18 protein-coding genes are annotated in these 18,444 nt (G+C 69.2%); 7 read left to right on the top strand and 11 right to left on the bottom strand.

Annotated features, from left to right (window positions below; genetic code table 11):
* Window positions 1-8 precede the first annotated feature (8 nt).
* Both SD37_RS32585 and SD37_RS43970 read left to right on the top strand, forming a co-directional pair.
* Entirely contained in the window at window positions 9-1,229 is a 1,221-nt protein-coding gene (locus tag SD37_RS32585; protein ID WP_044856135.1) for a GNAT family N-acetyltransferase, read from the top strand.
* A 149-nt stretch (window positions 1,230-1,378) separates the two neighbouring features.
* Window positions 1,379-2,260, top strand: a complete 882-nt coding sequence (locus SD37_RS43970; RefSeq protein WP_236725167.1) for a nuclear transport factor 2 family protein — start codon at window positions 1,379-1,381, stop codon at window positions 2,258-2,260.
* Here the strand turns inward: SD37_RS43970 and mtnA are convergent.
* Window positions 2,232-3,197, bottom strand: a complete 966-nt coding sequence (mtnA, locus tag SD37_RS32570; protein WP_044856134.1) for an S-methyl-5-thioribose-1-phosphate isomerase — start codon at window positions 3,195-3,197, stop codon at window positions 2,232-2,234. The two genes, SD37_RS43970 and mtnA, sit on opposite strands and share 29 nt — an antisense overlap.
* A 56-nt stretch (window positions 3,198-3,253) precedes the next feature.
* Here mtnA and SD37_RS32565 point away from each other — a divergent pair, with 56 nt between their 5' ends.
* Entirely contained in the window at window positions 3,254-3,652 is a 399-nt protein-coding gene (locus SD37_RS32565) for a RidA family protein (protein WP_044856220.1), read from the top strand.
* Between the two features lie 146 nt (window positions 3,653-3,798).
* On the opposite strand, the gene SD37_RS32560 is transcribed toward SD37_RS32565, so the two are convergent.
* The 4 genes from SD37_RS32560 to SD37_RS32545 all read right to left on the bottom strand — a co-directional run bounded on the left by SD37_RS32560 (window position 3,799) and on the right by SD37_RS32545 (window position 6,726).
* Entirely contained in the window at window positions 3,799-4,257 is a 459-nt protein-coding gene (locus SD37_RS32560) for a YfbM family protein (RefSeq protein WP_236725166.1), read from the bottom strand.
* A gap of 9 nt (window positions 4,258-4,266) precedes the next feature.
* Window positions 4,267-5,061, bottom strand: a complete 795-nt coding sequence (locus SD37_RS32555) for a PIG-L family deacetylase (protein WP_044856132.1) — start codon at window positions 5,059-5,061, stop codon at window positions 4,267-4,269.
* Window positions 5,062-5,155: 94 nt separating this feature from the next.
* Window positions 5,156-5,845: a dienelactone hydrolase family protein gene (locus SD37_RS32550; RefSeq protein ID WP_044856131.1), complete on the bottom strand. Its 690-nt coding sequence runs from the start codon at window positions 5,843-5,845 to the stop codon at window positions 5,156-5,158.
* Complete coding sequence (locus SD37_RS32545) at window positions 5,842-6,726, bottom strand: arginase family protein (RefSeq protein WP_044856130.1); 885 nt, start codon at window positions 6,724-6,726, stop codon at window positions 5,842-5,844. Before SD37_RS32545 ends, SD37_RS32550 begins: the two co-directional genes overlap by 4 nt.
* Before the next feature lie 77 nt (window positions 6,727-6,803).
* Here SD37_RS32545 and SD37_RS32540 point away from each other — a divergent pair, with 77 nt between their 5' ends.
* On the top strand, window positions 6,804-8,156 hold the full coding sequence (locus tag SD37_RS32540) for a TrpB-like pyridoxal phosphate-dependent enzyme (protein ID WP_044856129.1): 1,353 nt from the start codon (window positions 6,804-6,806) through the stop codon (window positions 8,154-8,156).
* Window positions 8,157-8,238: 82 nt separating this feature from the next.
* Here the strand turns inward: SD37_RS32540 and SD37_RS32535 are convergent, their stop codons facing one another.
* The 4 genes from SD37_RS32535 to araD form a co-directional block, all read right to left on the bottom strand.
* Window positions 8,239-9,450 carry a GGDEF domain-containing protein gene (locus SD37_RS32535; protein ID WP_236725165.1) on the bottom strand — a complete coding sequence of 404 codons (1,212 nt, stop codon included), beginning with the start codon at window positions 9,448-9,450 and terminating at the stop codon, window positions 8,239-8,241.
* Window positions 9,451-9,588: 138 nt separating this feature from the next.
* Window positions 9,589-10,800: an MFS transporter gene (locus SD37_RS32530; RefSeq protein ID WP_044856127.1), complete on the bottom strand. Its 1,212-nt coding sequence runs from the start codon at window positions 10,798-10,800 to the stop codon at window positions 9,589-9,591.
* 80 nt (window positions 10,801-10,880) lie between these two features.
* Window positions 10,881-12,683, bottom strand: a complete 1,803-nt coding sequence (locus tag SD37_RS32525) for a VanW family protein (protein WP_044856219.1) — start codon at window positions 12,681-12,683, stop codon at window positions 10,881-10,883.
* A gap of 148 nt (window positions 12,684-12,831) precedes the next feature.
* Complete coding sequence (gene araD, locus SD37_RS32520) at window positions 12,832-14,550, bottom strand: L-arabinonate dehydratase (RefSeq protein ID WP_044856218.1); 1,719 nt, start codon at window positions 14,548-14,550, stop codon at window positions 12,832-12,834.
* Between the two features lie 35 nt (window positions 14,551-14,585).
* Between araD and SD37_RS32515 the strand changes: the two genes are divergently transcribed.
* From SD37_RS32515 to SD37_RS32505, 3 genes are read left to right on the top strand one after another with little or no spacing between them, the layout of a single operon-like run.
* Window positions 14,586-15,242, top strand: a complete 657-nt coding sequence (locus SD37_RS32515) for a GntR family transcriptional regulator (RefSeq protein ID WP_044856126.1) — start codon at window positions 14,586-14,588, stop codon at window positions 15,240-15,242.
* Between the two features lie 2 nt (window positions 15,243-15,244).
* Window positions 15,245-15,748, top strand: coding sequence for a metallophosphoesterase family protein (locus tag SD37_RS32510; RefSeq protein WP_044856125.1), 504 nt, complete (start codon window positions 15,245-15,247; stop codon window positions 15,746-15,748).
* Between the two features lie 18 nt (window positions 15,749-15,766).
* The gene (locus SD37_RS32505; protein ID WP_044856124.1) at window positions 15,767-16,762 is read left to right on the top strand and encodes a PHP domain-containing protein; all 996 of its coding nucleotides are present in this window, start codon (window positions 15,767-15,769) and stop codon (window positions 16,760-16,762) included.
* Here SD37_RS32505 and SD37_RS32500 read toward each other — a convergent pair.
* Together SD37_RS32500 and SD37_RS32495 are read right to left on the bottom strand one after the other, a co-directional pair.
* The gene (locus SD37_RS32500) at window positions 16,759-17,610 is read right to left on the bottom strand and encodes a chitosanase (RefSeq protein WP_044856123.1); all 852 of its coding nucleotides are present in this window, start codon (window positions 17,608-17,610) and stop codon (window positions 16,759-16,761) included. The two genes, SD37_RS32505 and SD37_RS32500, sit on opposite strands and share 4 nt — an antisense overlap.
* 105 nt (window positions 17,611-17,715) lie before the next feature.
* Window positions 17,716-18,357 (bottom strand): GOLPH3/VPS74 family protein, encoded by a 642-nt coding sequence (locus SD37_RS32495; RefSeq protein ID WP_044856217.1) that lies wholly within the window; start codon window positions 18,355-18,357, stop codon window positions 17,716-17,718.
* Window positions 18,358-18,444: the final 87 nt, after the last annotated feature.

The following is an 18,444-nucleotide window of genomic DNA, read 5'->3' as shown; positions in this document are numbered from 1 at the left end:
ACGGCTGAGTGAGCGATGACAACTTGACCATCCGCACCCTGACCACCGACGACCTGTCCGCGTTCGCGGAGTTGCTCGCGAGCGCTTTCCTCACCGATCCCACGGAAGGGTTGAAACACCGCGAAGAGCTGGTGTTCGAGCCGGACCGTACGCACGGGGTGTTCGACGGCGACGACCTCATCGGAACGGGTGAACTGCTCACCCGCGAGATCACCGTTCCCGGTGCCGGGCAGACGCCGCTCGCCGCGGTGACGTCGGTCGGTGTCGCGCCGGGGCACCGCAGGCGGGGTGTGCTCACGCGGATCATGCGGGAGCAGCTGCACGGCCTGCACGAGAACGGCGGCGAACCGATCGCCGCGCTGTGGGCGTCCGAAGCGATCATCTATCCGCGCTTCGGTTACGGCCTCGCGACGCAGTTCTACCGCGCGAAGGTGCGCGCGAAGTCCGCGTACCGGCCCGGCGTCGAACTCGAAGCCGAGCGGGTCCGCGAAGTCGGCCGCGAGCAGGCGATCCCGCTGATCAAGGCGATCTACGAAAAGGAAGCGCCGCAACGGGTCGGCGCGCTCGGCAGACTCGAGTCGACCTGGGAATTCCTGCTCGACGACCCGGAGTACCGGCGCCACGGCGCGACCGCGCTGAAGTTCGCCGTCCTGCCGGACGGCTACGCGATCTTCCGGCTGAAGAACGACTGGAACGAAGAAGGCCCGCGCGGCACACTGACCGTGCAGGAACTCGTCGCGACCACCCCGGAGGCGTACGCGACGCTGTACCGCTACCTGCTCGACTACGACCTGGTCTTCACGCTGGAGACGTTCGCCGCCCTCGACGAACCGCTCATCCACCTTCTCGCCAACCCCCGCGCCATCACCCGGTCCGCCGGTGACGCCCTGTGGCTCCGGCTCGTCGACGTCGACCGCGGCCTGGCCACCCGCCGCTACCACGGTCCGGTGGACCTGGTGTTCGGCGTCCGTGACGCCTTCTGCCCGTGGAACACCGGGAACTGGCGGCTCACCGCCGCGGCCGACGGGAACGCCGAGGTGAAGCGGGTGGAGGACGCCGCGGATCTCGAACTGGACGTGACCGACCTCGGCGCGATCTTCCTCGGCGGGACCCGGCCGAGCACGCTGGCCGCGGCGGGCCGCATCAAGGAGCGGACCGCCGGCGCGGTCGCGCGGGCGACGGCGGCGTTCGCGGCCGACCGGGAGCCGTGCTGCCTGGAATCCTTCTAACGCCTCTCTCTCGCTTCTGTGCGGTTCGGTTGGCGCGTTTAGCCGGCTAAACGCGGTGTGAGGAGCGCATTACCTGACGGGTAATCGACTCCACGCGGTCTCCTTGCCAAGGTGAAGAGGTGCGAAAAGTCGCGAGATTCCTTGGTGTGATGGCAGTTCTGCTCGGTGTGACGGTGACGGGAGGCGGAACGGCGATGGCGGAAGCGGACGAGGCTTGTTCGATCCTGGAGCGGCTGGGCGATCGTGTCGAAGGCGCGGTGTCGTCGTCCGCCTGCGCTTTCCTCACGAAACAGACGGAGTTCGGGGCGATGCGCTCGGACACCGCGGAAACCAGGGAAGCCCGCGTTCGTTTGTACGGCACCGTTTTCGCGGCGGACGGGACGCTCGCGGAGTCGGGCAGCGCGGCGCCTGTGCGAGGCAGGGCGGCCATCGAGGACAACCTGCGAACGCTGCTGGGAGCCTTCCCGACGTTCCGGTTCACCCCGGTCAAGATCGTGGTGAACGGCGACGTCGTCTTCTACGAGGCGGCCAACGAAGCGGTGATCAGCGGCCGGATGGTGCGGTATCCGGCCGTCTACCGAGTGGTGCTCAAGGATGGCGAAGTCGTCCAGGGGCGGCGCTATCACGATCGGACGGAATGGTTCCGCCCCCTCGAACAGGAAGCCCTCCGTGAGCTGTTCGCCGGTGTCGCCGACGACTGTCCTCGAAAGGGACCGGCCTTAACCGGGCCGGGACTGACGGCACCGGTGACGGATCCGGTCTGCCATCTGCGCTATCTCGGCAGGTTGACGGCGGCGATGACCGACGTCCGCCTCGCGGCCGATCAGGCGGCGGGGCCGCACACGAAGTTCCAGGAGTATCGCGGGACAGTGCGGGCGAAGGGGCGGACGATCCAGTTCGGGACGATCGTGCGCACCGAACCCGGCCTGGTCCGCTACTACTTCGACACGCTCCCGCTGAGCTACGACGACGCGGAGATGGCCGCTCTCTTCGCCAAGCTGCTCACGGCCGCAGCACCCCCCGCTCCGTGACCACGGCGGTGACCAGCTCGAACGGCGTCACGTCGAAGGCCGGGTTGAACACCTCCGCGCCGTCGGGCGCGACCTTCGTGCCGCCGAAGCTCAGGACCTCGGCGGGATCGCGTTCCTCGATCACGATCCCGGTGCCGTCCGGCATCGTGCTGTCCACAGTGGACGAAGGGGCGACGACCACGAACGGCACCCCGTGGTGCCGCGCCGCGATCGCCAGGCCGTAGGTCCCGATCTTGTTGGCCACGTCGCCGTTGGCGGCGATCCGGTCGGCGCCGACGAGCACGCAGTCGACCAGGCCGCGGGCCATCGCGGCGGCGGCCGCGCCGTCGGGCTGGATCCGGTACGGGACACCGGCTTCGGCCAGTTCCCAGGCGGTCAGGCGGGCGCCCTGCAGGAGCGGCCGGGTCTCGTCGACCAGCACGGATTCGACCAGGCCCCGGGCGTGCAGGTGCCAGACGACACCGAGCGCGCTGCCCCAGCCGACCGTCGCGAGGCGGCCCGCGTTGCAGTGGCTGAGCAGCCGCAACGGCCGCCGCTCGCAGCCTTCGAGCACCACTTCGGCCGCCAGCCGGGAGGCCTCGTGGTTGATCCGCTCGTCCTCGTCGAGGATTTCCAGCGCTTCGGCGAGGACGGCTTCCGGCCCCTCCGGGAGCTTCGCGAGCGCACGGGAGACACCCCAGCTCAGGTTGATCGCGGTAGGCCGGGCCTGGGCGACACGTTCCGCCTCGGCCTCGACGTCACCCGCCGCGCGGGTCGCGAGCACCACGCCGAGCGCGCCCGCCGCGCCGAGTGCCGGGGCACCGCGGACGGCCAGCCGCTGGATGGCGTCGACGAGTTCCCCGACCGTGCGGAGTTCGAGCAGGCGGTACTCCGCGGGGAGAGCGGTCTGGTCGATGATCGTGACCGCGTCGCCGGTCCAGTCGATCGTCCTGCGCATGGTTCCCCCGGAAATCCAGTTGGCCGGCCGAGGCCGGTTCGATGAGGATGCGGCTCGTGACCATTCAACGCCACCATCCGCCCGGTCTGCACCCCACGCCCACCTACCACCACGTGACCATCGTCGAAGGGCGGCGGGACGTCCACCTCGCCGGCCAGTGCCCGCTCGCCGAAGACGGCAAGGTCGTCGAGGGTGATGTGCTCGCCCAGGTCGACCAAGTGGTCGCCAACACCGCTGCGGCGCTCGCCTTCGCCGAGGCGACCCCGGCCGACGTCGTCCGCACGGTGATCTACGTGGTGACGCCGGACGCCGACGTGCTTTCGGCGGTGTGGGACCGGTTCGTCGAGTCGGAGATCGGCGAGGCCTTCACCACCGCGAGCACGCTGCTCGGTGTCGCGCAGCTCGGCTACCCCGGGCAGCTCGTCGAACTCGACGTCACCGCCGCGACGGCCTGATCCCTCCTGCTGTGCTTCCTGCTCGCGCGCGCCCAGGCGGCGAACTCGCGTGATTGGGCGCGGAACTCGCGTGATCGAAGCCGGAAGTCACGTGCTTGGAGCCGGAAGTCACGGCTCCAAGCACGCGAGTCACGGCGCGGAATCCGTCAGGTGATTATCGTGACGACTGGCTCCCCGGCCTTCGCCGCCCCCGCGAAGAAGGTGACCAGGCTGTTGTAGTTGCCCCGCACGTAGTCCAGGGCATCGGGGTTGTCCCAGATCGACGGGTAGATCCCCTCGGCCTCGAAGTCCGAGAGCTCGACGCCCTGTGAGAGCCGGTCGAATCCGGTCCGCGACAGCTCCGCCGAGATCGTCCGTACCTCGTCCGCGGTGAAATGCCGCGGCGGCCCGTCACTGTCGGCTTCCCCTAGCAGTGTTCCGCCCAGCACGAAGTCGACCTCGAACCCGGCCCGCCCGCCCAGGAACCACAGTGCGTGCCAGGCCTTGTCGACGTCCACCGCCCGCTCGGTGCCGTCGGCCTTCTCGGCGTACTCCCAGTACAGCTCGGGTTTCTCGCTCAGTTCACGGAGTTCGCCGGACGTGACCCGCAGATACGCGCCGCACATGCCCATAGGTCAGAGACCCGCCATGAGATCGGTCTCGGTGATGCCCGGCCCCTGGCCCGCGCGGATGAACCACTCGGTGCCGAACGCCTGCGCGAAACCCTCGTCGGGCATCGCGAGGAAGAACGATTCCTCGCTGATCTGGCTGGCGTGCGCGCGCATCGCGGCCCGCTTGTGGGGCAGGTACTCGGTCACGTCGACCCGCGCCGTGAGGATCGCCTCGGGCTTGCCGAACTCCATGCCGTCGTCGAAATCGGGGAGGTCCTCGGGCTTCATCTGCCCGGTCCGCACCGCCTCCTCCATGCCACGGCGCATTTCGTCACTGTTGCTCGTCGCCTCGTAGACCCGCGGCGTGCCCGCCAGCTCGGCCGCGCGCATGCCGACACGATGGACCTGGATGTGGTCCGGGTGCCCGTAGCCGCCGTTGTCGTCGTAGACGGTCAGGACGTCGGCCTGCTCCTCGCGCAGGATCGCGGCGAGCCGCTGCGCGGCCTCCTCGACCTCGGCCTGCCAGAACGTTCCCGGCTCGTCGTTGCGGGGTTCGCCCATCATGCCGGAATCGGTGTACCCCAGGAACTCCACGCGCTTGGCCCCCAGTATCTCGGCCGAAGCGTGCGTCTCTTGGACGCGGCGCTGCCACAACTCCTCTCCTTCGTCGAGGAAGCCGTCCGGCACCTCGCCGACCTCGCCCCGGGTCGCGACGACGAGCACGACACGGTGGCCTTCCTCGAAGGCCTTGCGCATGACGCCGCCCGCGACGATGCACTCGTCGTCGGGGTGGGCGTGAAAACTCACCAATGTGGCCATGGTGGGGAAACTACCGCGAGGCACCGACATATTCCGTCGTGAGTGGTAATGACGGTTCTAACCGTCATTACCACTCACGACCCCCACCACTCACTCAAGCGGGGAAGACCCTCCTGAGAAAGTCCAGCGTCAGCGCCCAGGCCGCCGCGGCGGGCTCGGGCTGGTGGAACATCGGCGCCACGTGGTTGTGGAACGCGTGCCCCGCGCCCTCGTGGACGTGGATCTCCGCGCCGTCATGGGCGGCCACCGCATCCGCCAGCTTCCGCACGCCCTCGATGGGAATGTAGGGATCCGCTCCGCCGAACTGGAACTGGATGGGGCAAGTGATCTTGTCCAGCAACGGAAGCTGCCCCGGCACTGTCGAGCCGTAGTACGACACGGCGACGTCCGGGTCGCCCTCGGCGGCGGCCGCGTAGGCCATCGAGCCGCCGAGGCAGAAGCCGAAGACGCCCGCGCGGCCATCGGTCGCGGGCAGTGACCGGAGCATCGCCAGGGTCGCGAGCACGTCGGTGACCGCGCGTGCCGGGTCGAGTTTGCCGGAGACCTCCATCGAGGCGGAGATCCCGGCCTCGTCGTGGGTGGCCGACCAGCCGGGGGCGATCCGCCAGAACAGCTCGGGTACGGCGACGACGTAGCCGAGCGCGGCGAGATCGGCGGCGACGGACCTCAGGTAGTCGTCGAGGCCGAAGATCTCCTGGATCAGGACCAGGCCCGGGCCGGAGCCCGATTCGGGCAGCCAGAGCGGGGCGTCGAACGAGCCGTCGGCGACGGTCACTTCGGTCATCGGATTCCTTCCAGAGCGCGGACGAGCGAGTCTGTCACCAGTGCGGCCTGCGTGCCGTCGGGGTCGAGGTCGGGATCGAAGATGGTCAGTTCCAGCCCGGCCGCGCCGGGGAGCGCGAGCAGGCCGCGAAGAAGCTCGACGAGCTTGTCCGGGCTGAGCCCGCCGGGATCGGGACTGTCCACAGCGGACACGAACTCCGGATCGAGGGTGTCGATGTCGACGTGGATCCAGAATCCGTCCAGCGGTGCGAAGATCTCGCGCGCGGCCGCGAGCGCGCCGCCGGTCCCGGACGCCATGATCTCCTGGCTGGTCACCGTCCGGAGACCGGCTTCCCTCGCCTCGGCGGACTCCTCTTCGCGAGCGCCGAGCACGAGGACGTCTTCGTCGCGGACGTAGGGCGCCAGACCGTCCACATCGGCCAGTTCCGGGGCGCCTCGGCCGGTCACGACGGCGAGTGCCTCGCCGCCGACGGAAGCGACGTGATCGGAGTTGCCGAGGTGGCGGAAGTCGTCGTGGCCGTCGAAGTAGACGATGCCGAAGCGACCTTCGCGGCGCAGGGTGAGCATCGCGGCGAGCGCGATCGAGCAGTCGCCGCCGAGCACCACCGGGAAGCCGCCGCCCGCGCGGATCTTCGCGAGGCGGGCGGCGAGGGCCGCCGTGTAGGCCGCGATCCCGGCGGCGTTACGGACGCCGCCGTCCGGTGACCAGTGCGGCAGATAGCGCGGTGGGGTGACCACCCCGCCGTCGGTCGCCCCCAACCGGGTGAGCAGGCCATGGTCACGCAGCGCGCCGGGTGCTTTGTAACAGCCCGGAACCACTCCTTCGGCGGGTGGACGCAGGCCGAGATTGGACGGCGCGTCCAGCAGTACGAGATTCCCCATGTCCCCACCGTAGTAGCGATCCCTGGTGCCGCGCTGTCCGTCCCTTTAGGTTGGAAGGCTCGACCGGAGGAGGCGCCATGGTGGAGCGGACGAAGTACATCCTCGACGAAGCCGACATGCCGACCAGGTGGTACAACGTCATCCCGGATCTCCCGGAGCCGCCGCCCCCGCCGCTGCATCCGGGCACGCGCGAGCCGGTCGGCCCGGACGACCTCGCGCCGCTGTTCCCGCAGGCGCTCATCGCCCAAGAGGTCACCACCGACCGTTACGTCGACATCCCGGAACAGGTGCTGGAGGTCTACCGGCTCTGGCGGCCGTCGCCGCTGTTCCGCGCGAGGCGGCTGGAGAAGGCACTCGGCACGCCCGCCCGCATCTACTACAAGTACGAAGGCGTCAGCCCGGTCGGCTCGCACAAGCCGAACACCGCCGCGCCGCAGGCGTTCTACAACGCGGCGGAGGGCGTCACCAGACTGACCACGGAGACCGGCGCCGGTCAGTGGGGGAGCGCGCTCGCGTTCGCCTGCGCCACCTTCGGGCTCGAATGCGAGGTGTGGCAGGTCCGTGCCTCATACGACCAGAAGCCGTACCGCAAGCTGATGATGGAGACCTTCGGCGCGACGGTGCATCCGAGCCCGTCCGAGCTGACGGAATCCGGCCGCGCGATCCTGGCCGCCGACCCGGCGTCGACCGGAAGCCTCGGCATCGCGATCAGTGAGGCGGTCGAACAGGCAGCGCAGGCGGAGAACACGCGGTACGCGCTGGGGAGCGTGCTCAATCATGTCCTGCTGCATCAGACGATCATCGGCGAAGAGGCGCTCAAGCAGTTCGAACTCGCCGGGGACACCCCGGACGTGCTCATCGGCTGCACCGGCGGCGGTTCGAACTTCGGCGGGCTCGCCTTCCCGTTCCTGCGCGAGAAACTCGCCGGGCGGATGGACCCGGTGATCCGGGCGGTCGAACCGGCCGCCTGTCCCTCGCTCACCCGCGGCAGGTACGCGTACGACTTCGGGGACACCGCCGGGCTGACGCCGCTGCTGAAGATGCACACCCTCGGTCACGACTTCATCCCCGACCCCATTCACGCCGGCGGCCTTCGCTATCACGGGATGTCGCCGCTGATTTCGCATATTTACGAGCTCGGGTTGATCGACGCGATCGCCATCGGCCAGGAGGACTGTTTCGCCGCCGGAGTGCGGTTCGCCCGCGCGGAGGGCATCATCCCGGCGCCCGAGCCGACGCACGCGCTCGCGGCGTGTATTCAGGAAGCGTTGCGGTGCAAGGAAACCGGTGAGGAGAAGGTGATCTTGACCGCGCTGTGCGGGCACGCGCACCTCGACCTCCCGGCGTACGGTGCGTACCTGGCGGGCGACATGGTGGACAACGCGCTGCCCGACTCCGCCCTCGAAAAGTCCCTCGCCGGGCTCCCGTAGGTCGTGCGCGAGTGTTATGAACGGGACTTTCATTGCAAATTTTGCAATGAAAGTCCCGTTCATAACACACCGGAGGGCCGGATCAGCCGGTCACCTGGTAGCCCGAGGTCCGGTTCCGCCCGGTGGCCTTCGCCTCGTAAAGCGCCCTGTCCGCGACGGCGATCAAGTCGTCGAGGTCGGTCACGCCCGGCCGGTCGGCGAGACCGATCGACACCGTGACGTGCTCCGGCAGGCCGCCCCGGTTCGCGATACTCGACCGGATCCGTTCCGCGATCGCGTGCGCGTGCACCGCGGGGGTGCCGGGCAGCAGGACGACGAACTCCTCGCCGCCGAACCGGCCCACCAGATCCGTGCCGCGCACCTCGGTGCGCAGCGTTTCCGCGATGGCGGCGAGATACCGGTCGCCGACCAGATGACCGTGCCGGTCGTTGATCTTCTTGAACCGGTCGACGTCGAGCATCAGCAGGCTGGTGTGCCGTCCAGCGCGCCGCGCGCGGTCGAGTTCGTCGGTGGCGGCGTCGCGCCACGCCTTGGCGTTGAGCAGTCCGGTCTTGGCGTCGCTGCGCGCCTGCCGTTTCAGCTGACGCAAAAGTACGCCGCGATGCAGCACCAGCGTGATCCCGACGATCAGCAGCAGCACCACCGGCCAGTCCCGCAGCGCCCACGCCACGACGACGCCGAGCGCGATCGTCGCGGCTTCGAGCGCGTACTCGAACGGCTTCGCCATCGCGTCGCGCAGCCTGTCGTGCGGGGTGCCGTAGTACACCGCGACGGTCATCAGCACGGTGTTCACCAGCAGGAACACCCCGCCGGCCGCGACCACCACGCCGAACGACCGGACGTCGCGGGGCAGGACGTCGAACGGGACGGCGTACCGCGTGAGAAAGGCGGAGGCCGCGAAACCCGCGAGCACGGTGGCCGACATGGAGAACGTCCGCCGGAACAGCGGGTTCGGCTGCCCCCGGAACCAGCGGTAGAAGAACGACACGGCGATGACCAGCGCGGCGAGTCCCGGGTGCACCAGGAGGACGGCGGCGAAGGTCCAGACGCTGTCGAGCGAGATGTGCGGTGTGCCTGCGAACCGTTCCCGCACTCGTTCCACCGGCCGCGACAACTCCGTGTACAGCACGGCGCTGGCGATCAGGATCGCGAACGGGACGGCGTCGCCCGGGCTGACCGGGAGGTGGAGAAAAGACCAGGCGGATCCGGCGATCGCCGCGACGTCCACCAGGAGGACGAAGCCGATCAAGCCGCGGTGGGGTAGCCGCCACAGCGCCCAATTCGTTAGCGCCACGGAGACGAACGTAATCGGTTGGATACTAGGTGTCACTACGCTGTATGGGTAGGCGTGGGTGCACCACGCGTGACCGGGCCGGGTAGTGGAGGGGGTGAGCCCAATGCGCGGGCAGAACTGGTGAGTACCGGGTTCCGGTCAAAGGGGGTGAAGAGGGGCCACTTGGCGCCAAGCCCGGGTGGCCGGAACAGCCACTACGAGACCGGCCAGTGCGATGACCGAGACCGTCGTCGCGGGTGAACCGAGTACGCCGACGAGCAGGCCGCCGGCGATCAGCCCGATTCCCTGCACGGCGATGAGTCCCGACCCGGCGAGGCCGAAGGCCTGGCCTCGTTCGGTGTCGGGCACCAACCGCATGAAGGTGGTACTGGCGGTGACCTGGTACGCCGCGCACATCCCGGACAGCACGAGCAGTCCGGCGGCGTAGGGCAGCGATGGGCGGAACCAGAACGCCGCCAGCGGAAGGATCGCGCCGAGCGCCAGCGTCCCGACCAGCCGCAGCCGCATTTCTGGCCGCACCAGGCGGCCGAGGACGAACACCCCGAGCACGATCCCGGCCGGATGCGCCGCGAGCAGCAGCCCCGCCGTCACCGCCCCGCCGCCGATCTCCGCGGCGTAGGGCACGGCCAGCCCTTCCGGCACGATGACGAACCCCGCCAGCCACGCCAGGCCGACCAGCGCCCGCAGCCGCCGGTCCCGCCAGATGGTGCGGGCACCGGCCGAAAGCCGCCGCAGCGTCGACGTCGCCGGTCCACCGGCCCCCGAAGCGGGCCGGGCGCGGACACCCAGCCATAGGACGAGCGCCGAGACGCCGAACGTCACCGCGTCGAGGGCGAGCCCCTTGCCCGGCCCGATCGCGGCGATCACCGCGCCGCCCAAGGCGAATCCGGCGAGCTGGCCGACCTGGTTGGTGATCTTCAGCAGCGACTGCCCGAGGACGTACTGGTCGCCGCTCAGCACCGAGGGCAGGACGGCGGCCTGCGCGGCGGTGAACGGGGCGTTGGCCAGCTGCACCACCACCAGTACGGCGGCGAGCGCGGGCAACGGGATACCGGGGATCGCGAGCACGGCGACCAGAAGCGCCCGGACGACGTCGGAGCAGACCATCACCGCGCGACGCGGGAACCGGTCCGCCAGCCCGCCGAGCAGCGGTCCGCCGATCAGATCCGGCAGGTAGGTGAGCGCGTAGGTCAGCGCGGGCCAGGTCGCCGAACCGGTCCGCTGGAACACCAGGACCGACAGGGCCACCCTGGCCACCTGATCGCCGAGGATGGACTGGAGTTCCGCGAACCAGATCGCCCGCAGTTCACCGACCGTGAGGAGCTGCCGGAAGGTCGCCGTCGAAGTCACGAGGTGACACCCCCGTCCCGTCGGGTGCGCCACTCAGGGTACCGCCCCGGACGCGTTCGGTGAACGCGTCCGGGAGGAAATTACTCCGTACCGCAGGTGATCTTCGGCTGGGGGTTGTAGTGCACGTTGCGGGTGTGGCGCCGGATCTCGCGGCCGGTCGCGGCGTCCTTGATGATCCGGGTGTCCGACGTGGTGAAGCCGGGCGCGCCGTTGCTGGGCTTGCAGTTCTCGGCGGGGCCGGGTTTCGTCGGCGGCTCGGACGGGTTGGAGCGGCCGCCCGGGATCGACTCGACGGTGTACTTCTTGGTGCCCCACAACCGGATCGTGATGTCCGACGGCGTCCAGATGGTCTGGATCGCGATCCCGGTGTCCCCGTCGTTGGTGAACTTCAGGTCGATGACGCTGCCGCCGTTGTGGTTCTGGAACACCGTCGCCTCGCGCGCGGCGGGATAGCGGCTGATGTAGTAGCTGTGTTCCTTGTGCTCGGTGTCCTTCATCCCGGCGAAGTACGAGGCGTTGTACAGCGTGGTCGCGAACTGCGAGATCCCGCCGCCGACCTCACGGCCGGGCGCGCCGTCCTTGATGACGCCCGCTTCGACGTAACCCTGTGCCGCGCCACGCGGTCCGGTGAACCCGTTGAGGCTGAAGGTCTCGTTCGGTTTCACGATGGCGCCGTTGACCTTCTGCGCCACGACCCGGATGTTCGTCCCCGAGTCCGGGGCGAAGCCGCCGGTCTTGAACTCGCTGACGACCTCCTTGATGCCGAGCTGGTTCGCCTGCTCGGTGGTCACCTTGGCCGGGGTCTTCTTGTAGGTCACCGGCAGCTCGCGGGGCGCGGTGCGCTTGAGGACGTCGAGCACCGGCTTGAGGCTCGGCTCCCAGTCGACGACGTTCGCGTCCTCGGACGGCTCGACGGTCGGCTTGCCGCCTTCGAAGACGATCTGCGCGTCCTTGCCCTCTTTTTCGGTGGACTTCAGCTGCGGACCCGCGGCTTCGATGATCTTGTTGTTGTCCACCTTCGGATTCAGCACGCCGCCGTCGGCGGGTTCGAAGGTCAGCGCGCCCGCGATGGCGTCCGGTTTGACGACGGCGTCCTTGCCTTCGCCCTTGATCACCAGCGGCGCCGCCACGGCGGGCTTCGCGACCTGTTCGAGGGCGGCGTGGACGGCTTCCGGCGAGACCTTGACCGGGGTCTGGGTGACCGCGAGGGTGAGCGGCTCGCCGGTGGCCCAGCGGTCCAGGATCGTCTGCTTGGCGGCCTCGACGTCGAGCTTCTGCCCGGTCTTCGGCTCGACGGCGACCGGCTTGGCCTCTTCGAACCGGACGGTGCCTTCGACGGGATCGCGGTCGATCTTGCCGCGCAGGCCCTCCATCGCGGCGGTGAGCTTGCCGTCGTCGGTGTGGGTGACGACGCCGACCTCGGTGGTCGAGAAGAACGACGCGATCCGCGTGAACGGGTTCAGCGGCTGGTCACCCGCCTGGTCGAGGGTGGCGGGCCAGTCGAGGCGCAGGCCTGCCGCGTTCGGCGCCAGCGACTCCTCGACGTCACCCGCGACGAGCTTCACGGGCCGCGTCAGCCGCGGCTCGATGCCACCCCTGAGCTCCTTCTCGGCCGCGGTGCGGTCCATCCCGCCCACGTCGACCCCGGCGACGGTGACGCCGCGGGGGACGCTGCCCTGGGAGACCAGCAGGTCGAGGGCGTAGGCGACGACCAGCAGGCCGAACACGCCCCCGCCGATGAAGGCCGCCTTGCGGTAGCCGCGACGGCGTTTCGGTGGCGCGGTCTCCGGCGGCGTGGCAGACTCCCCGAACCCGGGCGTGACGACCGGGAGAATGTCCGTCTGCTCGGCATGGGACTCGGGCCAGCGCGGTTCCTGCGGCAACTTTCCACCCTCCACGGCCGGCGAGGTCGCCGGACGGCACGTCGTACCTCCGGGCATTCCACGTGTCCGGACGTGTGTTCAAGATACGGGGCGCCGTTTGTCGGCTTGCAACTCGCCCGGTCGGGTGAGCAGTCACTCCGCCGGGTGATCACTGGGCGTCAGGTTCGGGGTTCTCCGCCACCTGAGCGAGGAAATCGAAGTCGCAGCCTTCGTCGGCTTGCGTGATGTGTTCGGTGTACAACGCGCCGTAACCTCGTTCGTAGTGCGGCGCGGGCGGTGTCCACTGTGCCCGGCGGCGCTCCAGCTCCTCGTCGGCGACATCGAGGCTGAGCCGTCGGGCGGGAACGTCCAAAGTGATCGGATCGCCGTCGCGGACCAGCGCCAGCGGTCCGCCGACGTGGGATTCCGGCGCCACGTGCAGGACACAGGCGCCGTAACTGGTCCCGCTCATCCGCGCGTCGGAAACCCGGACCATGTCCCGGACCCCCTTGGCCAGCAGGTGATCCGGCAGCGGGAGCATCCCGTACTCGGGCATGCCGGGGCCGCCGAGCGGACCGGAGCCGCGCAGCACCAGCACGGAGTCCTCGGTGATGCCGAGCGCGGGATCGTTGATGCGCTTCTTCAGGTCCTTGTAGTCGTCGAAGACCACCGCGGGTCCAGTGTGGACGAGCAGATGCGGCTCCGCGGCGATGTGCTTGATCACCGCGCCCGACGGCGCCAGATTGCCGCGAAGGACCGCGACGCCCCCTTCGGCGGCGACGGGATTGTCTCGGGTGCGGATGACGTCGTCGTTGTGCACCCGCGCGGTTTCCAGCGTCTCGCCGAGCGTCCGGCCGGTGACGGTGACGCGATCGGTGTGCAGCAGGTCGGTCAGCCGGGAGAGCAGGCCGGGCAGGCCGCCCGCGTAGTAGAAGTCCTCCATCAGCCAGTCGCCGCCGGGCCGGATGTTCGCCAGTACCGGGACCCGGCGCGCGATGGCGTCGAAATCGTCGATGGACAGCGGGATCCGCCCGCGGCCGGCCATCGCGATCAGGTGGATGACGGCGTTGGTGGACCCGCCGAGCGCCAGCACGGTGGTGATCGCGTCGGCGTACGCGCGCTTGTCGAGGATCTTCGTGATGGTGAGGTCCTCCCAGACCATCTCCACGACGCGCGCGCCGCTCGCCGCGGCCATCCGGTGGTGCGCCGAATCGACCGCCGGGATCGAGGCCGCCCCGGGCAAGGTCAGGCCGAGCACCTCGGCGACCGACATCATCGTCGAGGCGGTGCCCATCGTCATGCAGGTACCGGGGGAGCGGGCGAGCCCACGCTCCAATTCGGACAGTTCCGCGTCGCCGATCAGCCCGGCACGCTTGTCGTCCCAGTACTTCCACATGTCGGTACCGCTGCCGAGGACCTCGTTCCGCCAGTGCCCGCGCAACATCGGCCCGGCGGGTACGAAGATGGCGGGCAGTCCAGCGCTCGTCGCGCCCATCAGCAACGCGGGTGTCGTCTTGTCGCAGCCGCCCATCAGGACAGCGCCGTCGATGGGATAGGACCGCAGGATCTCCTCGGTCTCCATCGACAGGAGGTTGCGGTACAGCATCGGGGTCGGCTTCTGGAAGGTCTCCGACAGCGTCGCGACCGGGAACTCCAGCGGGAACCCGCCCGCCTGCCACACCCCGCGCTTCACCTGTTCCACGCGTTCGCGCAGGTGCATATGGCAGGGGTTGATGTCGCTCCAGGTGTTGAGGATCGCGATGACCGGCTTCCCGAGGTGTTCCTCCGGGTTGTAGCCGAGTTGCCTGGTCCGGGCCCGGTGGCTGAACCCGCGGAGTTCGTCCCCGCCGAACCAGCGATGGCTGCGGAGTTCCTCAGGGTCTCTCATGAACACGAGTATGGCATCTCATATATGATCGCCCTATGTCATCGACCTTCAGTCTGCCCGCCTCGCGCACCGAAGTGGTGCTCGAGGAGATCCGCCGCGGCATCCTCACCCGTGAGCTGAAGCCCGGTCAGCCGCTGGTCGAAGCCGAACTCGCGGCCCGGCTCGGGGTGTCGAAGACGCCGGTCCGCGAGGCGCTCAAGGTGCTGTCGAACTCGGGCCTGGTCACCTTCAGCCCGTACAAGGGCGCGTCGGTCTGCGTGGTGGACGCGGAACTGGCGAAGTCGGTCTACGACGTCCGCATGGTGCTGGAGCCCGAGGCCGTGCGCCGGTCGGTGGAACGCCGCTCGCCGGAGCTGCTCGAAGACGCCGCCGAGGCGCTGAAGGAGGCGTCCGCGGCGATCGCGGACAAGGACCAGGCCGCGCTCAGCCTGCTCAACCGCCGGTTCCACCGCGCGCTCTACAGCGGCTGCGGCAATCCGCTGATGGTGTCGATGCTGGACGACCTCAAGGATCGCGCCGCGTTGATCAGCGTGGTCGGCTGGGAGACGAATCCCAGCTGGCGCAAGGAATGGACCGAGCACAAGGCGGTACTGGCGGCGGCGAAGAAGGGCGACGCCGACGGCGCGGCCGGGCTGCTGCGCGCCCATATCGGCGACTTCCTGGACCGCGTCCTCGGCGCCATCGAGGGGTAGCCATGCGGCTGGTGCTGATCGCCGACACCCATCTGCCGCTGCGCGCGAAGGCGCTGCCGGACCCGGTCTGGCGCGAGGTCGACGCGGCGGACGTCGTCGTCCACGCCGGGGACTGGGTCGAGGCCGCCCTGCTCGACGAATTCGAGGCGCGCGGCGCGCGGCTCATCGGGGTCTACGGCAACAACGACGGCCCGGAGCTGCGCGACCGGCTCCCCGAGATCGCGCGGGTCGAACTCGACGGGGTCCGGCTGGCCGTCATCCACGAAACCGGCGGCAAACAGGGGCGCGAGCGTCGCTGCGACGAACTCTTCCCGGACACGGACGTCCTCGTGTTCGGGCACAGCCACATCCCGTGGGATTCGGTCACGCCGAAGGGGCTGCGGCTGCTGAACCCCGGCTCGCCGACGGACCGGCGCCGCCAGCCGTTCTGCACCTACCAGACCGCCGAGATCCGTGACGGCGAATTGCGCGATGTCGCGCTGCATGAGCTGCCCTTACGCCGCTGACGGGGTAAACAGGTAGCCATGGAACCGGCGCAGGCGTTGAGGGAGATCGCGTTCCGGCTGGAGCGCGCGGGCGAGCCGACCTACCGGGTGCGGGCTTTCCGGCAGGCGGCCTCGGTGATCGCCAAGGTCAAGCCGGACGATCTGCGCAAACGCGCCGAAGCGGGCACGCTGACCGCGTTGCCGAACATCGGCAAGGCGACAGCGGCCGTCGTCGAGGACGTCCTCGCCGGACGCCGTCCCGCGTACTTCGAGAAGATCGGCGAGCCGAAGCTGCCCGACGGCGGGCCGATGCGGGCGGCGCTGCGCGGCGACTGCCACACCCACTCCGACTGGTCCGACGGCGGAAGCCCGATCGAGGAGATGGCCGAGGCCGCCCGCGCGCTCGGCCACGAATGGATGGTGCTGACCGACCACTCGCCGCGGCTGACCGTCGCCAACGGTCTCTCGCCCGAGCGGCTGCGGCGGCAGATGGACGTCGTCGCGGAACTGAACGAGACGATGGCGCCGTTCCGGATCCTGCACGGGATCGAGGTCGACATCCACCTCGACGGCACGCTGGACCAAGAGGAAGAGTTGCTGGGACAGCTGGACTTCGTCGTCGCGAGTGTGCATTCGAAGCTGCGGATGCCCGCGCGGGAGATGACCCCGCGGATGATCGCGGCCGTGCAAAATCCGCACGTCCGCGTGCTGGGGCACTGCACCGGACGGCTGGTGATGGGCGGCCGGGGGAAACGGCCGGAGTCGGAGTTCGACGCGGAGGCGGTGTTCACCGCGTGCCGGGAGAACGGGGTCGCGGTCGAGATCAACTCGCGTCCCGAACGCCGGGATCCGCCGACCCGGTTGCTGAACCTGGCGGTGGAGCTGGGCTGCGACTTCGCGATCGACAGCGACGCGCACGCGCCCGGCCAGCTGGACTGGCTGGCTTACGGCTGCGCACGGGCCACCGAGCTGGGGATCGAGCCGGACCGGGTGATCAACACGCGGACCGCGGAAGACCTGCTGGCCTCGCGCTAGCCGATCTCGTAAGGGTCCCCGTACACCGCCCACTTCAGCGGGGTGTGCAGGTCGAGGTTGCCGTCGTCGAGCCACACCAGCTGCGCGGTGTCGATCCGCGAGGTGTCCGCGTGCGCCTCTTCCTGCTTCATGACCACGCGCCGGGCATCGAGGAACGCCTTGAGGTACGCCGTCTCGTCACCGCCCTGGGACGGCGGCTTGGCCGACTGGAGCGCGGTGGACCGGATGCCGCCGAAGCTGTCCTGGCTGGTGCCCGGTCCGTGCATCACGATGGCGTCGTAATAGATGAATTGTCCCAGTGCGCCCAACCCGTCCGATTTCGCCTGATTCACCGCAGGATCGAAATAGACGCGATCGCGTTCGCTGTTCTGTGCGGCCTTGAAGTCCTCACGACCGGCGGCTTCCCGCCACGCGTTTTCGAAACCGCTGCCGAGGCCTTCGTGGGAATCGCTGCCGTCCACCTCGCGCAGGGCGGGAAGGTAGTCGGCGAGTGGATTGTCCGGCACCGAGTTCGTGTAGCGCTCGACGAGTTCGAGCATGTCCCCGGTCCCCGAGCAGAACCCGATGATGCCGGCGGTGTACCCGCGGCCGTCACCGATGTCCTCGATGTAGGAGTACTGCGCTTTCCAGTCCAGCGAAGAGTTTTCCGCACTGGAGACGATCTGCATCGCGATCTCCTTCTTCTCCGGCGAGGCGAGATCGCCACCGGAGGCGAAGATCGACGCCGACGCCGGGGCGGGCGCGGCGGAGGCGAGAGAGGAGAGCGCGACAGGGCCGGAAACGGCGAGAACGAGGACGGAAACCGCGCCGAGAGCGCGACGCATCGCGGGCCGCAGGGCGTTACTCATGAAAGGTGTCCCTTTCCACGGAGAATGGGCATTTACTTCTCAGGTGTAACTGCGGCGTGCGCACACGATAACCACGAGTGAATGGTCACGGCAAGGGCTGGGCGCTCAGCGCCGGTCCCCGGTGTAGACGACGGCGGCGCAGACGGCTTCGACGCCCGTGATCAGGTCGGCCAGCGCCCGGGGGAGTTCCCGGTGGGTGGTCTCCGCCCAGGAGCGCAGCCCGGCGCGGTCGAGTTCCGGTTCGCAGAGATCATCGAGACCCACGGTCCAGGCCAGCAGGGCCAGGCAGACCGAATGCGGATCCGGCCGTTCGGTGCCGAGTACGGCGGCCCTGGCCTTGCTGCGCGCGGCGGTCGACATCAGCAGATCCCGCGGCGGATAGCGCCGGATCTTCCGCATCAGCACCCGGTCGGTCTCGCGGCTGACCACCCCGGCGGCGAGCAGATTGTCCGCGACCTTTTCCCCGAGATCCTGGCGGAGGTGGTCGACCCATTCCCGGACGGTGTGCCGTTCGCCCTCCCCGCGGATTTCCGAGAACACCCGATCCAGCGCGGGATGCGCGAGGCGCGCTCGCGACAGCGGGCGGATTCGCTTGCCCTCCACGGTGATCCGCTCGGCGAGGAGGAGATCACAAAGCGCGGAACCGGCCATTCCGATGCCGAGTCCCGTGCGGCGCAGCGCGGGTTTTCCGGTGAACTCGTCGTGGGCTAGGAAGAACAGGGAATCGACCAAGGTCAGCCGACGCATGAATGGCATGCCCCCCGGCGTTGTAGTGCGGACGGCCAAACTAGCGGTAGCCGTCCGTCTGTCGCGACCCGAGGTCTGTTTTTAGCC

The organism is Amycolatopsis orientalis (assembly GCF_000943515.2).
In the GTDB taxonomy this organism is placed as follows: Bacteria; Actinomycetota; Actinomycetes; order Mycobacteriales; family Pseudonocardiaceae; genus Amycolatopsis; species Amycolatopsis orientalis.
Note: the sequence above shows the minus strand (reverse complement) of the source record. Positions and strands in the feature narration are given on the sequence as shown.

What these genes read in the sequence shown, in the direction of transcription:
- SD37_RS32495 (WP_044856217.1), bottom strand. Translation starts at nt 18,357, where the DNA reads ATGCGTCGGCTGACCTTGGTCGATTCCCTGTTCTTCCTAGCCCACGAC.
- SD37_RS32555 (WP_044856132.1), bottom strand. Translation starts at nt 5,061, where the DNA reads ATGGCCACATTGGTGAGTTTTCACGCCCACCCCGACGACGAGTGCATC.
- araD (WP_044856218.1), bottom strand. Translation starts at nt 14,550, where the DNA reads ATGAGAGACCCTGAGGAACTCCGCAGCCATCGCTGGTTCGGCGGGGAC.
- SD37_RS32540 (WP_044856129.1), top strand. Translation starts at nt 6,804, where the DNA reads ATGGTGGAGCGGACGAAGTACATCCTCGACGAAGCCGACATGCCGACC.
- SD37_RS32545 (WP_044856130.1), bottom strand. Translation starts at nt 6,726, where the DNA reads ATGGGGAATCTCGTACTGCTGGACGCGCCGTCCAATCTCGGCCTGCGT.
- SD37_RS32515 (WP_044856126.1), top strand. Translation starts at nt 14,586, where the DNA reads ATGTCATCGACCTTCAGTCTGCCCGCCTCGCGCACCGAAGTGGTGCTC.
- SD37_RS32560 (WP_236725166.1), bottom strand. Translation starts at nt 4,257, where the DNA reads ATGTGCGGCGCGTATCTGCGGGTCACGTCCGGCGAACTCCGTGAACTG.
- SD37_RS32505 (WP_044856124.1), top strand. Translation starts at nt 15,767, where the DNA reads ATGGAACCGGCGCAGGCGTTGAGGGAGATCGCGTTCCGGCTGGAGCGC.
- SD37_RS43970 (WP_236725167.1), top strand. Translation starts at nt 1,379, where the DNA reads ATGGCAGTTCTGCTCGGTGTGACGGTGACGGGAGGCGGAACGGCGATG.
- SD37_RS32500 (WP_044856123.1), bottom strand. Translation starts at nt 17,610, where the DNA reads ATGAGTAACGCCCTGCGGCCCGCGATGCGTCGCGCTCTCGGCGCGGTT.
- SD37_RS32550 (WP_044856131.1), bottom strand. Translation starts at nt 5,845, where the DNA reads ATGACCGAAGTGACCGTCGCCGACGGCTCGTTCGACGCCCCGCTCTGG.
- mtnA (WP_044856134.1), bottom strand. Translation starts at nt 3,197, where the DNA reads ATGCGCAGGACGATCGACTGGACCGGCGACGCGGTCACGATCATCGAC.
- SD37_RS32510 (WP_044856125.1), top strand. Translation starts at nt 15,245, where the DNA reads ATGCGGCTGGTGCTGATCGCCGACACCCATCTGCCGCTGCGCGCGAAG.